11 protein-coding genes are annotated in these 13,113 nt (G+C 61.1%); 8 read left to right on the forward strand and 3 right to left on the reverse strand.

What is annotated here, in order from left to right:
* From F6X42_RS30175 to F6X42_RS30185, 3 genes are all read left to right on the forward strand, one after another.
* Positions 1–549: an RNA polymerase sigma factor gene (locus tag F6X42_RS30175; RefSeq protein ID WP_187637694.1), complete on the forward strand. Its 549-nt coding sequence runs from the start codon at positions 1–3 to the stop codon at positions 547–549.
* An 11-nt stretch (positions 550–560) separates the two neighbouring features.
* Positions 561–1,559 carry a FecR family protein gene (locus tag F6X42_RS30180; protein WP_187637695.1) on the forward strand — a complete coding sequence of 333 codons (999 nt, stop codon included), beginning with the start codon at positions 561–563 and terminating at the stop codon, positions 1,557–1,559.
* A 225-nt stretch (positions 1,560–1,784) separates the two neighbouring features.
* Entirely contained in the window at positions 1,785–2,150 is a 366-nt protein-coding gene (locus F6X42_RS30185; protein ID WP_187637696.1) for a FecR/PupR family sigma factor regulator, read from the forward strand.
* A 251-nt stretch (positions 2,151–2,401) separates the two neighbouring features.
* On the opposite strand, the gene F6X42_RS30190 is transcribed toward F6X42_RS30185, so the two are convergent.
* Positions 2,402–3,130, reverse strand: a complete 729-nt coding sequence (locus F6X42_RS30190) for a hypothetical protein (RefSeq protein WP_312892942.1) — start codon at positions 3,128–3,130, stop codon at positions 2,402–2,404.
* A 393-nt stretch (positions 3,131–3,523) separates the two neighbouring features.
* Between F6X42_RS30190 and F6X42_RS30195 the strand changes: the two genes are divergently transcribed.
* Complete coding sequence (locus F6X42_RS30195) at positions 3,524–5,257, forward strand: transposase (RefSeq protein ID WP_246530289.1); 1,734 nt, start codon at positions 3,524–3,526, stop codon at positions 5,255–5,257.
* Here F6X42_RS30195 and gspK read toward each other — a convergent pair.
* Complete coding sequence (gene gspK / locus F6X42_RS30200) at positions 5,247–6,239, reverse strand: type II secretion system minor pseudopilin GspK (RefSeq protein WP_187637699.1); 993 nt, start codon at positions 6,237–6,239, stop codon at positions 5,247–5,249. The two genes, F6X42_RS30195 and gspK, sit on opposite strands and share 11 nt — an antisense overlap.
* Before the next feature lie 49 nt (positions 6,240–6,288).
* On the reverse strand, positions 6,289–6,873 hold the full coding sequence (locus F6X42_RS30205; RefSeq protein WP_187637700.1) for a hypothetical protein: 585 nt from the start codon (positions 6,871–6,873) through the stop codon (positions 6,289–6,291).
* A gap of 611 nt (positions 6,874–7,484) precedes the next feature.
* On the opposite strand from F6X42_RS30205, the gene F6X42_RS30210 reads away from it, so the two are divergent.
* From F6X42_RS30210 to F6X42_RS30225, 4 genes are all read left to right on the forward strand, one after another.
* A complete protein-coding gene (locus tag F6X42_RS30210) occupies positions 7,485–8,651 on the forward strand; it encodes a TIGR03032 family protein (RefSeq protein ID WP_312892943.1) in 1,167 nt (388 codons plus the stop codon).
* A 31-nt stretch (positions 8,652–8,682) separates the two neighbouring features.
* A complete protein-coding gene (gene cysC / locus F6X42_RS30215; protein WP_312892944.1) occupies positions 8,683–9,264 on the forward strand; it encodes an adenylyl-sulfate kinase in 582 nt (193 codons plus the stop codon).
* 299 nt (positions 9,265–9,563) lie between these two features.
* Positions 9,564–11,198, forward strand: a complete 1,635-nt coding sequence (locus tag F6X42_RS30220) for a ShlB/FhaC/HecB family hemolysin secretion/activation protein (protein ID WP_246530292.1) — start codon at positions 9,564–9,566, stop codon at positions 11,196–11,198.
* A gap of 125 nt (positions 11,199–11,323) precedes the next feature.
* Positions 11,324–13,108 carry a DUF2341 domain-containing protein gene (locus tag F6X42_RS30225; RefSeq protein ID WP_187637702.1) on the forward strand — a complete coding sequence of 595 codons (1,785 nt, stop codon included), beginning with the start codon at positions 11,324–11,326 and terminating at the stop codon, positions 13,106–13,108.
* Positions 13,109–13,113: the final 5 nt, after the last annotated feature.

Consider the following 13,113-nt stretch of genomic DNA (forward strand, 5'->3'; position numbering starts at 1 on the left):
ATGTCAGACAGCAGCCGGACACAACTAAAAAAGCTCCTGGTTTCGCGCTATGCGTACCTGGTCAGACGGCTCGAGCGCGTGACGGGATCGAAAGACGGTGCCGCCGACGCTTTGCACGAAACCTGGTTGCGCCTCGAAAACGCGAACGTCGCCGCACCTGTTGCGAATGGCGACGCGTATATTCTGGGCATGGCGAGCAACGTCGCGATTGATCAGCATCGTCGCGAGCGGCGTCATTTCCATGAAGACGACGTCGATGCGCTGCTCGAGTTGCCGGACGAACTCGCTGATCCGGAACGGATCGTGGAAGCGCGTTTCAAGGTCGAGGCGCTCAAGGATATCCTGCGTGGTCTGACGCCCCGGCGCCGGGCGATCTTGCTGGCTGCGCGTGTGGATGGACAGTTGAACCGTGAAATCGCTGAACGTTTCGGTATTTCGCTACGTCTGGTCGAGAGCGAGTTGAGCACTGCAATAAAATATTGCCTCGAGCGCATGCAGGAATCAGGCGATCCGTACACGGGTTCGAGAAGCGGGCCGCGAAAATTTTGATTACCTTATCGATGACGAAAGCTGAGGTCGATGCCCAGAGCGAAGAGCAGGCTCAGGCCCGTGCATGGCTGCTGCGCCTGCGCGGTGGGAACCTGTGCCCGGATGACGTGCGGGCTTTTGAGCAATGGTGCGACGATCACCCGAGCACGTCCCATCTGTTGCGCGATACGTGGGGCATGCTGCGAACCGCCGCCGCCGAGATCAGGCAGGAAGAACTGGCATCGGGGCAGGCGTGGAAAGGGAACGTGAGCCGCACGCACGCGTTGCGGCCCGGGCGGCGGGCATTCGTGGGTTTTGCCGTGGCTGCGGGCGCTTCGTGGCTCGCGCTGCGTCCGCCCCTGAGCCTGTGGCCGGCCTTGACCGATTACGCCGCCGACTATCATACGGGCACCGGTGAGCAGCGCCGTGTGGCGTTGTCGGACCGGGTGGTGGTCGAGATGAATACGCAGACGCGGCTCGATATGTTGCCTGCCCTGCAAGCGGTCCGTGGTGTCGAATTGCTGGCGGGCGAGGCCGAGGTCGTTGCCGCGGCGCCGCCCGCCGGTCGCAGCGATCCGCTGCGGGCGGTTGCACTGGTCGCAGGTAAAGGCCGGATGCAGGCGCAAATCGCGCGATTCAATGTTCGCAATAGCGGGGACCAGGTCTGCGTGACCTGCGTATCGGGTTCGGTGGCATTCGAACATCCCCGCCAGCGCTTGACGTTGCTCGCCGGCCAGCAACTGGTCTATGACGACCGGGAAGTCCATCCCGTTTCGCAGGTGGATCCAGCCGAAGTGATGGCCTGGCGAAGAGGTGTGCTCGTATTCAATGGGGTGCCGCTCGCCCAGGTGGTCGACGAGATCAATCGTTACCGGCCGGGCAAGGTCATTCTGCGAAACGCGGCGCTGGGCGAAAATCGCATACAGGCGCAGTTTCCGATCGCCAAACTGGACGACGTCATCAACATGCTCGGCCGGCTCTACGGCGCGCGCGTCACCAAACTTCCCGGCAATATCGTGCTGCTCAGCTGAGCCTGAGCAGGCGGTGCTTCCGGCCACCCGATTTTCTGCGGGTTACGGCCGCCGTTTCCGACATAACTCATGAAGGCCTGCCATTTACGGCCTGTCAGCGTTCCGGTTCCCATGTGTCATGCATGACAGGGCTGAATCTGTCAGGCGGGAACTGGGACAGCTCCGCCGTGGACCGAGCGAAGTGCGCGAGTTCGGGCCGGATGTCCCATGAGCGATGGAGTGGCCATGAAAAATTATCGCGCAGGCTCACGCCGCGTTCTCGCGAAGACGGCGGCGTCCGATAGCGTCAGGGACGGCGCTATCCGGTGGTTGCTCTGGCTGCGTACGGCTGACTGTACGTCCGCCGAACTGGATGCGTTCCGGCGCTGGCGAGCGCAAAGTCCCAAACATGCGCGAGCGGCGTATGTGGCGATGTGGGTCTGGCGGGCACTTGGCGTGCTGGACGATCCGCGTGAGGTGGCCTGCGCTGGGACGTGGAGTCGGGCGCAGCCGGATGGAGGCGTCCGTCAATGCCTCGGGAGAGACTGCCGGGCGAGCGGCTGCACATGTCGCACGACGAGGCCGTCGGCCTGCAGTCGGAGAGGCGGATAGGTCCTCTGGTCCGGGCCGCTGTCCGACTGTCTGCCGGTAGCGCTGCGCCCTCGCGGCTGATTGATCTATGTCAGGGCAGAAGCACGTGGCAATCAGTACCCTTCACTGCGTTCCTCCAAAAAAAGTCTGCGGGATAGACGCACCTGGTTCGACCTTGTTTATGTAGGCCTCGATCATGCGGGAGTGCGGCTTTGCGCGCGCAGGCATGCAAGGCATCGAGCGCAAGGGCCGCTGCACGACTTGCGGCTCGCCTAGCGCGGTGCTGGGCTCGTCCCGCTCTCGGCGCTGGTGCGCGCGGCGTCCCATGTTGCGTCGAGAGGATCGTTGAGTGCTTGATAGGGTTCGAGCAGGAATGGAAAGCGCTCGGCTAATGACGCGGTTTTTCGCAAGGCCAGGATATGGTTGATCATCCATTGCAGGAGATCGCTTCCTTCATGAATCTGGGCCGCAGTCCAGTCCGGCATGACGGAGAACAGTTCGGCAAAACCGCTCCAGCGGGAAGGCCGATCGCTGGCGGCGGGCCGGATATACGTGTTCATGAAGACGTCGTCGGCATGGCTGATTTCGCCGACAAAGAGTCCGTCTGCGGTTGGGACCGCGGTCTGTTTCCACTTCTCGAGCAGAGCGAGCGGGCGCAGCACGCGTGCGAACACGAACGCGATGTTGGTCTCGCGTTCGATTTCCGCGACCGACAGAACCCCATTGCGTTGCATGCAGCGCGCAACAGCGTGGGGTTTGATGGTGTTGGAGGCGAAGCTGTTCAGGACCAGGTCGGGGATGGTGAGTCGCAACTGGAATTCGCGCAGCCCGTGCTCGGCGCTCATCGTCGAAAAATTGACAAAAAGGCCTTCCATATCGCCAAGTGTGCCGATGTACGGCTCGAGTCCGAGGCGTTCGAGCCGCGGCGCGATCTGCAGTTCGAGAAGTCGCATGAGGCCGCGCCGGTTAGGTGTCCCGGCGAAGTCTTCAAGGCTCTTCACGATGATGTCGGTGATTTTCCAGCGACGCTCCTCAGCGAACATTCGTGGAGAGCGGTTCAGGTCGAACTTCGCACGGCCATGCGCGACGCGTGGATCTACGTACATGCGGGTTCCTCCGGGATCCAGTTGAGCGGATTGCTGGAGTGTAGTGCCGCCGCGCCGGTATCCAGTCACGCTTGATATTCCGATATCGGAAATGGCGCGTCAAGCTCCTCAGCAAGTCGTTGTCGATGGCAGCGGTCGTAACGGGGTGTGCCCGACGGAATGTATTCGCGTGGCCGGCGCGTGCATCGCGGTAAGGGTAACGCGCAGGCATCTTGGCACCCCATGTTAATGGGGGTGGCAAGACAAGAGGCCTGATGGGAATCAAAGGAAAGATTTCCCGTCACGGTGATGGGGTCGAGCGCTCGACGGCGCTTTACCAGACAATTACGAGGCAATCAGGTGATACGCGCAGTGATAGAACGCTTTGTCGAGCACAGCCCGATGACCCTTATGGCGCGTCTGGTCCTGCAATGCGCGCTGGATGCGGAGTGGGCCGGCGATTCATTCGAGCAGGTGGAGGCTAGTGACAGTCTGCAGATGCGGGAGTCGTTGTTCTCGATGACGGTGGAAACGATGTCGATCATCGCTGCACGATTGCAGCATTCGGTGGATACGGCAGCGAAAACGCTTCCGGAGTTGCCGGCATCGATCACCGCGTTGCACGACAGGATCAGCCGGACCCGCTCCGGCTGGGGACGTACTCTCGTGCGGGACAGCGCGCAGCGATTGCTTCCCCTCGTGCAACCGTTGTTGCACGACCGGCAGGCGACCGTAAGCGATTATCGATTGAGGATTCTTGACGGCAGCCGTTTGCCGGCGAGCGAAAGGTGTTCGCCAGGACCGTCAGGCTGTATGCACGGCGCAATGATGCCCGGCGGGGAGCGCGATACGGAGTCGCCTGCACAATCGCTCGTGGTCTACGATCCGGATCTTGCGATGATCGTCGATCTGGTGCCATGGGAACACGGTCGGGCGCAGGAGCGGCCTGTCATGGGCGCCCTGCTGGATTCGGTTCAGCCTGGCGAACTGTGGATCGTGGATCGCCACTTCAATACCCGCGCCATACTCGCCGGCTGGCCGCGACGCGGCAGCGCATTCATCGTGCAGGAACATGGCTGCAGCCCCGTCTGGCTGGAGAGGGATTGTCGGCTGGAAAAAGGCCGTATCGAGTCGGGGCTCGTCTACGAACAATCGGTTAGCATGACCGATGAGTTAGGTTCGTCGCTTGTCTTCAGACGCATCGAATTGCATCTGGATCATCCGGACATGGACGGTGACACGGTGATCCGGATCCTGACGAATGTTCCTGCCTCGCACCTGAGCGCTCACGAGGTCGTGCGACTGTCCTGCCGGCACTGGAGCGAAACGTTGCCGGTGCCGCTCGAGCCGGTGTTCTATAGCGGGGTGCTTTCTTCGGGTACGCCGCGCGCAGCGCTACTGGCTTTCGGTGTTGCCGCGCTTGCGTATAACGGACTGAGCGCGATGGTGCGCGCGGTGAGCAACAGGCAGGAACTGAACGAGCGCGAAACCAGACGCTTGCCGCTTTACATCGCGGCGGGCGTCAGGGAAACCTACGCGGGCATGATGATCGCGGTTCCATCCAAATTCTGGCAGCACTACGATCACCTTGTGCCCAGCCAGTTCGGCCGTATCCTTAAAAATATTGCGGCGCATGTCGATCCGCGCAGCCGGCGCAAGCAGCAGCGCGAGCATACGACGGAGCCGAAAACCAAGGCCATGTTGCGCGCGTCGACACTCGACAGCATGTTTTGCCGGGAAGCCGGCGTCGATCCGGACGGCGGGTCGCGTTCCGGGCAGCGTGCTACCGCTATGGCCACGCGCGACTTCAGCAGTAACCCATCGAAGGCTTTGCGGGATGCGGCTGAGTCACCGGTGATGGTCACGAAATACGGTCAGGCAATCGCGTTTCTGGTTTCCGTGGAAGACTGGAACCGGATGAAATCGGAAATACGCGAAACCACCATGGACCGGCTGGCTCCCGAATACCCGGGATTTCAGGCGGCGGCTTATGAGAGCGCGTCGAAGCCTCGCTCAACTAGACCGGCGTCGTCTAACCGGTGACGCGATGAACCCAGAGCACGGCGGTCCAGCTGAAATTGCCGGTGCCGTATCGTGCGATCAGTGTGTCGATTCGCGTATTGATCCGCGCTGAGTGGATCCTGCAATGCACGATGAAATAGCCGCTATTAACCCCAACGAGTGAGCCAGAGGGCAGCGTCGTACTCGTTTGGGTCGGCGCCAATACTTCTGCGATGTCCCCGGTGCTGACGAAGTAGGCTGTGGCACGCCGCTCGACAAGCGTGTGAGCCTGACTGCGGGACAGGGTCGGAATTGTGGCGACGAGCGTTGGCTCGGCCGCCGTGTTGGCATTGACCGTGGTGAGATCCGGCAGGATCGTGACGTAGGGCGAGAGTGCCTCGACGGCGCGCGTGTCGTATCCCGGGATGCGGATGAGGTCGTCGACCGAGACAAGTTGCAGCGGCCAGTCATTCGCTTCCCTGGTTTCGGTCAGCGAGCGCTGCATATAGGCGGCGGTGAGCTGCGCAAGACCCGGGTTCAGGCCAAGCTCACCCAGCAGGCGACGATAACCCAATATCCCGTCACCGTTGATCTGCCACGGTTGACCGGGGCCTGGCCTTGAAACCAGGTTCGTCAGGTTGAACCTGGCCTGGGCATCCTCCACGTGACCGGAAATCCAGGCACTAGCCAGCTCGCCATTCACGGCCATGGTTTGGCGCGGCAGAAAGTCGGCGAGTTGGATGTCGCTTACGGGGGCGGCCCAGGGTTGTCCGTCGTAGGTCACATTGGAAGTTGAACTTTGCAAGCGCAGTGTCGCGCGCGCCCACTCTATGGCAGCGCGGTCGACCCACATTGTCTGAACAGACAGGCGCTGGTTTTCGATATCGCGTATGGCAACCCGCTGGCGCCACAGTACGCTGGCGGCCAGCGTGGCCGCCAGCGCCACCACCAGCAGCACGGTCACGATAGCGATGCCGCGTTCCCGGTTCGGGCGCCTTTTCTGAACGTGGTGCGTGCGATGCATGTCCGCTCCAATTGGGTGTCAGCGATCCTCAGGAATATGGCCGGGACATTCAGGCCTCGAAAGCAAGTCGTGCGTGCAAAATGCTGGCGTGTGCAAAGGACAACACCCCGAAGGCTGCAATCACAGTGCCACTCCATAAGACGCTAGCCGCGGGACCAGATGCACCCATCGTGACGACTAACGGCTCCACGAGACCCTGCAGAGCACCCGTATACCACCCCCCATCAGCATGAACAGTGTGCAACCGGTCAGCATGCTTGCCCCCGAAATAATGCAGGCCGACCTGCCAGCGCGCAGTGAATGGCCTGCGATGGTGGCGCTGATTTGCATGAATGATCGCTATGGCGTTCGTGATGGGAACAATAGCCATCGTCAGGGACCAGAAGAACGGTTGATCACTGTGCGCATTGATCATCAGCAGGATGCCGACCATCCAGAACGGCGGCGCGAGCAGTGTGCCTGAAATCCATGACAGGAACTGCCACGCGAGCCAGTGCGTGCGCCATTGCAGGGGCACGGTCGTGAGCGAGCCGCCGGCGTGGGGGGAGCCGGGAACTGCGGTCCGGCTCGAGGCAACGTTGCCGGGCAACAACCGTTCGGCGAGCCGCCGAAGCGGCATCATGGCGATGGACATAGGAACATTTTTCATTGACATCCGGGAAACGGAGATGCCGCGCTTGCACGAATATCGGCGTCTTCTTCTTATAAGACGGATGGACTGTCCCTATGCCGCATTCAGAACCGTCGTAGGTGATATGAAAACCGGATTTGACGGAGGAAGATCAGTTGGCTCCACTGCCCGCACAAAACACGCACGGCGCATATTTCAGGGTCGTTAAGGTCTGTCATAAAAAGTAACGCATTGCAAGAGGACTATAAACACGCTTTCGTCTGGCTTCATTCAAACCATATCGGCGGAGCGAGCCATTCAGATACGTGATGAGCCGGCGGAAACACCACAACGCACGCCGGTGAATCGCGGGCGATCATCGGCACGAAGCTGACGCAAAAAAAGTCTGCGGTATCGGGTAACTCGTTCCGTCTATGTAGGTATGAACCCGGGCATCGCCTTTTCCGGCCGATTTCATCCCGGGGAATGGTGGAAGACGTTTGAAGAGCGCGCCAATCGCACCGGATCGCTCCTTGCTGCGTGATGATCATCTTTGATGCCACGCAGTTTTCTTATTGCATGGCCACGTGTTGTCCGTTGACGGGACGCAGTGGAGTTCTGAAAGGCACAGGGACGTGGAACAGGTTCAAGGCAGCGAGTTGACAGGCACATTGCAGACCGGGGTAGATGAAGTTGTTTCGTCGAACAGAGCGGGCGAGGCCGAATCGCCTTTCATCAATCTGCGCGATACCGGGCGCTTTCTGGAGGTGCTCGCTGCGCTCAAATGTAGCCTTGCAATCAGCCGGCGCCCGTCGGGAGTTGCGTTGCTCGGTGTCGACAAGGGCATTCCCACGCTGTCCGCCTGTCTGTTGCCGCGTTCGATGGGGCTCGCGGTGTCGGGTAACCGGCTCGCCATCGCCACGAGTCATGAGCTGATGATCTTCGCGAACGTATCGTCGCTCGCGCCGCGCTATCCGGCACGTCCGGATTACTACGACGCGGTTTTCGTGCCGCGCACCGCGCACTACACGGGCGATCTGGATCTGCATGACATGGTGTTCGACAGGAACATCGTGCTCGCAATCAATACACGCTACTCGTGCATCAGTGTAATCGACGGATTCTTCAATTTCACGTCCATCTGGCAGCCACCGTTCGTGACGGAATTCGGTCCTGGAGACCGATGCCATCTGAACGGCATGGCATTTCATGACGGCAAGGTGCGCTTTGTGACCGCGCTTGGACAGACCGATACACCGTTCGGCTGGCGTAAGGGTATGGTCGATGGCGGCATCGTGATGGAAGTGCCCTCGGGCCGGATCGTTGCATCGGGGTTATCGATGCCGCATTCGCCGCGCGTGATCAACGGGGAACTGTATGTGCTCGAAGGCGGACGCGGGCAGTTGTTGCAGATAGACCCAGTCACCGGTGCGAAGCGTGTGGTGGCAAAGCTGCCGGGTTTTACGCACGGGCTGGTGGAATACGGGGGTGTGCTGTTCGTCGGGCTTTCCAGACTGCGCGACAGGCGCGGGCCGCAAGGGCTGCCGATCGAAGCGGAGCGTGACGAACTGGTGGCGGGTGTCGCAGCAGTGGATGCGAAGAGCGGACAGGTGCTTGGAATACTGGAATTTTACAACGGCGTGGAGGAGATTTTCGATGTGCAGGTGCTGCCGAACATTCTGCGCGCGGAGATTCTCAGTCCCCGGCAGTGGTTCGACACGCCGTCGATCGTCACCATGAAAGGCGGCTTCTGGCAGACACGGCCTTCTGAAGACGACGAGGGCGCGGCACATGCTGGCTAGGTCATCCTGCGCGATGGGGCCAAATGATGCAGTGTTCAGCTATGCACCCGTGTTGTGGCTTACGGGCCTGCCAGGGGCGGGTAAAACCACGCTTGCACATGCGCTGGCGACGGTGCTGATGGCGCGGGGATTCCGCGCGATGGTGCTGGGTGGTGATGTTTTGCGGCAAGGCCTGAGTCGCGATCTGGGCTTTTCGGCGCGCGACCGCTACGAGAACGTTCGGCGCGTAAGCGAGGTTGCAGCAATCCTTGCGCGCACTGGTCAGATCACAGTCGTCGCACTGATCTCACCGCTGGCCACCATGCGAAACCAGGCGCGCGAGGTCATCGGTGAGCGTTTTCGGCAGGTGTATGTAAAAGCCGGCCTCGAGGTCTGTGAAGCGCGCGATTCAAAGGGGCTGTACAGGAAGGCACGGCGCGGCGAGTTACCCGATTTTACAGGGGTGTCGGTGCATTGTGAGCCTCCTTTGAATCCGGATCTGGTGGTCGATACCGGCGCGCGCACGGTGAATGAGTGCGTGACGCAACTGAGGATTTTCGTGGAACGGGAGTTCGCGAACATCGGCACGACGCGAGCGTCTGCGCGGAAGCTTTTGCGTCGGCAAGCGGTATAGCGGCAGATACGTCTTTAACCTGAAGAAGGCTAAATGCACGTTATTTTTAGGAATGCAAATTAATTGTCATGGCGATGACATGTGCGCAATGTAGCGCCCACGTGTCATCGCCGGGCGGCCGGACGACAAGACGGACGATTTCGAACAGACAAGGGGAATGGCGCATGACGCCAGGAATTATCGGGGAATCACACGACGAAGCGCGCAGGCCGATGTCTGGGCGAATGCGCGCGCGTACGCAAGGATCGGTAAACGGTCTCGCATACGGCCGGTTCGGACCGAATTTCGCAGGGGCACTACTGGTTGGTGGATTGACGCTTGCACCTGGCGCAAGCGCTCAGAATGCTGCGCCGACAGCTGGAAGCACGCCGGTGGCCACCGCGACGGCACCCGGGGCGTCTGCGCCCGCAGGAGCAGCGTCGGCGGCCGGTTCGCCACAAACATTCGACGTGAACGAGTACATCGTACGCGGCAACACAGCGCTTCAGAGTCTGGATATCGAGAAGGCGGTTTACCCGTTCGAAGGTCCGGGCAAGACACTCTCGGACGTGAATGCTGCGCGGGACGCTCTGCAGAAGATCTATCAGGATAAAGGTTATCAGTCAGTGGTGGTCGAGTTGCCGCAGCAACGCGTGAACAATGGCGTGATCGTTTTGCAGGTGGTCGAAGCGAAGGTGGGACGCCTGCGGGTGGAAGGCGCGAAATACTACTCGCCGCAGAACATCCGCGACGCGGTACCCGCGCTGGCCGAAGGCAGCGTGCCGGATTTCACGATGGCCCAGCAGCAATTGACGGATCTGAACCGCTCGGCTGACCGGCAGGTGATCCCGGTACTTAAGCCAGGTACGCTTCCGCAGACGGTGGACGTCGATCTGAAGGTCGACGATCACAACCCGCTGCACGGCAGCCTCGAACTGAACAACGACAACAGTCCCAATACATCGTCACTGCGCACGATCGCGTCGCTCAGCTACTCGAACCTGTGGCAGCTCGGCCACGTTCTCTCGGGCACCTACCTGATCGCGCCGCAGCATCCGCAAGACGCGAGAGTGTATTCGTTTTCGTACCTCGCACCGCTGCAGGACTCGCACTGGAGTTTCCTCGCCACCGTCATCCACTCGGACAGCGACGTCGCGTCGCTGGGCGGCACCAGTGTGCTGGGCAAAGGCACAACGTTCGGCTTTACCGCGATCTACGCGTTGCCGGCAACCGATACGTACGCGCAGTCGGTCAGCGTCGAGATCGACCGCAAGCACTATGACGAGAACGTGAGCCTGGCGGGTCAGACGTCCACCGCGCCGCTGACCTATGTGCCGGTCACGTTTTCGTACAACGGACAACTGAGCCTGAAGAACTCACAGACCGCATTCTCGGCGTCGCTCACGACCAACATCCGGGGCGTGGGCAGCGACTGGAGCGCTTTCGACAACAAGCGTTACAAAGCGACGCCGGACTTCGTGTACGGCAAGTTCGACGTGAACCACACGCAGCACTTCGACCACGACATCGACGCCAACGCGCACGTGAGCGCGCAGCTGGCGAACTCGCCGCTGGTGTCGAGCGAACAGTTCGCCGCGGGCGGCATGTACAGCGTGCGCGGCTACATGCAGGCGGAAGCCACCGCGGACAGTGGTGTGATCGGCTCGCTGGAACTGCGCAGCCCCTCCATCTCGAAGTATCTCGGTGGCACCGTAGGCGGCCATTTTAACGAATGGCGTTTCCATGCGTTCGTCGATGCGGCACATCTGTGGCTGCTGAGCCCGCTGCCGGAGCAGACCTCCAGTTTCAACCTGCTGTCGGTTGGATTCGGCACGCGCATTCAACTGTTGAAGTACGCAAGTGCGGACTTCGAGGCGGGCTGGCCGCTGAAGGCGGGGGTCTATACGAAGCAGTACAGCCCGCGTTTCGACTTCTTTGTACGTCTGGCGTTCTGAACAATGCGTGAGCGAAGAAGTGCAAGTGCATTGACCGTTTTCAAGAGTGTTGTGCCGGCGCGATCCAGCCGGTTTATCAGGGGAGTACGACTGTGAAGCGAGTGTTATTTCTTTTCATTTCAGCCATGACAGTGCTGATGGGGTGTCTGCCGGGCGTGGCCAACGCCTGGTGGCAGAACGACTGGTCCTATCGTAAGGCGATCACCATCGACACGACGCCGAAGGGCGGCAACATCACGGAGTCAACCGGCCGCCTGCCGCTGCTGATCCGTCTGCATTCAGGCAACTTCCAGTTCGACGGACTCGAGGATAACGGCGCGGATATCCGTTTCGTCGCTGCCGACGACAAGACTCCGCTCAACTACCACGTCGAGCAGTACGACGCAGTGCTCGGCGTCGCGCTGATCTGGGTCGACGTTCCGCAACTCCCGGCGGGCGCGGCACAGAACATCTGGATGTACTACGGCAACAGGAAGGCGCCAGACGGCAGCAAAGCGTCCGACACATTCGATCCGGACTACACGCTGGTCTATCACTTCAACGGAGCTGCCGGTACGCCGCCGAAAGATCTGACCGCGTATGGGAACAACGCGCAGAACGCGCCGGCGCGAACGGTCGAGGACGGCATCGTCGGCAAGGCCGCGCAGCTCGACGGTACGACGCCGTTGAACCTGCCGGCCAGCCCCTCGCTGAACGTGAGCGCGGGCGGCAGCTTGACCTTCAGCGCGTGGGTCAAGCCGGGTGCGCTCACGCCGAACACGCTGCTTTACAGCCGCCGTGATGGCGCGAATGCACTGCTGATCGGGCTGGATAACGGCGTGCCCTTTGCTGAAGTGGACGGTGCGGGCGGCGCTTCGGCACCTGTTCGTACCGCGGCCGGTCAGCCGGTCGCGGCGAACCAGTGGACGCATGTCGCGGTGACGGCGGACGGCAAAAACCTGACGCTTTATGTCGGCGGCAAGCAGTACGCCCAGATGGCGGTGACATTGCCTGCACTGACGGGCGCGGCGGCCATTGGTGGTGACGTGGCGGGTGCGTCGGCCGGTTTCATGGGCTTCAACGGTGCGCTTGATGAACTGCGTCTCTCCAGGGTGGCGCGCCCGGCGACGCTGATCGCACTCGATGTGCTGAGCCAGGGCGCTGAATCGAAGCTGGTTGCCTACGGCGCCGATGAGAAGCAGTCCGGTTTCGGTTTTGGCTACTTTGGCGTGATCGTCAAGTCGGTGACGGTGGACGCATGGGTGGTGATCGGCATTCTGCTGGTCATGGCGTTCGTCTCGTGGGTCGTGATGTGGAACAAGGCCACCTATGTCGGCAACGTCGACAAGGCGAACGGCTTCTTCGTGCGACGTTTCCGCGAGGTAGCTGGCAGACACCTGGTGGGGCTCGCCCATACCGATGAGAAGTCGGAAGAAGGCAAGCGTCTGCGTCAGTCGTCGCTGTATCGCCTCTATCGGGCCGGTGTCTCGGAAATCCACAGCCGGGTCGACGGCAACGGCCGCACGGTGATCAGCGCCGAGTCGATCGAAGCGATCCGCGCGACGATGGATGCCACGCTCGTGCGCGAAAACCAGCGACTGTCGAAATCGATGGTGTTGCTGACCATCGCGATTTCGGGCGGTCCGTTCCTCGGACTGCTGGGCACGGTGGTCGGCGTGATGATCACGTTCGCCGCGATTGCCGCGGCGGGCGACGTGAACGTCAACGCTATCGCGCCGGGTATCGCCGCGGCACTGCTGGCAACCGTCACGGGTCTGTTCGTCGCGATCCCCGCACTCTTTGGCTACAACTACCTGCTCATTCGCAACAAGAACGTGACCGCGAACATGCAGGTGTTCGTCGACGAGTTCGTGACGCGTCTGGCGGAAGCGCACAGCAATAACGCGGATCACGCGCTGGCCGCTGAATAAGGAGA

It is taken from the genome of Paraburkholderia podalyriae (genome assembly GCF_014397785.1).
GTDB lineage: Bacteria > Pseudomonadota > Gammaproteobacteria > Burkholderiales > Burkholderiaceae > Paraburkholderia > Paraburkholderia podalyriae.

Coding starts and splice junctions, on each gene's coding strand:
- F6X42_RS30175 (WP_187637694.1), top strand. CDS start 1: ATGTCAGACAGCAGCCGGACACAACTAAAAAAGCTCCTGGTTTCGCGC.
- F6X42_RS30195 (WP_246530289.1), top strand. CDS start 3,524: ATGGGGTCGAGCGCTCGACGGCGCTTTACCAGACAATTACGAGGCAAT.
- gspK (WP_187637699.1), bottom strand. CDS start 6,239: ATGCATCGCACGCACCACGTTCAGAAAAGGCGCCCGAACCGGGAACGC.
- F6X42_RS30225 (WP_187637702.1), top strand. CDS start 11,324: ATGACAGTGCTGATGGGGTGTCTGCCGGGCGTGGCCAACGCCTGGTGG.
- F6X42_RS30180 (WP_187637695.1), top strand. CDS start 561: ATGACGAAAGCTGAGGTCGATGCCCAGAGCGAAGAGCAGGCTCAGGCC.
- F6X42_RS30205 (WP_187637700.1), bottom strand. CDS start 6,873: ATGTCCATCGCCATGATGCCGCTTCGGCGGCTCGCCGAACGGTTGTTG.
- F6X42_RS30185 (WP_187637696.1), top strand. CDS start 1,785: ATGAAAAATTATCGCGCAGGCTCACGCCGCGTTCTCGCGAAGACGGCG.